We start from the raw sequence: 250 nt of genomic DNA on the forward strand, positions 1-250 counted from the left end.
CATTTGGTTATAAATGAAGCGGGCACAACCAAAACAGTTCGCAAAATAGTTTTTTTGTTCTTCATTTGGGTAGAGTCGATACTTATAAGCTTTTAACATATTCTTCACCTCCTCTTACGCTTTGTTAGTGTCAATACTTTCTTTTAATAATTGCTTACAATGGTTGTTATATCAAGGAAAAGCAAAAAAACACTTGCCCCTCCCCTAAATCTCGTTCAAAATAGTAGGTACCAACCAAACTACTTCCAAG

Annotated in this window: 1 protein-coding gene; it reads right to left on the reverse strand. The window is 34.8% G+C overall.

Annotated features, from left to right (window positions below; translation table 11 throughout):
* Positions 1–99 (reverse strand): helix-turn-helix domain-containing protein (locus ACYQ4S_RS13020; protein WP_459771591.1); only part of this gene is annotated, 99 nt, incomplete at its 3' end.
* Positions 100–250 lie beyond the last annotated feature (151 nt).

It is taken from the genome of Alkalibacterium sp. s-m-28 (assembly GCF_054658175.1).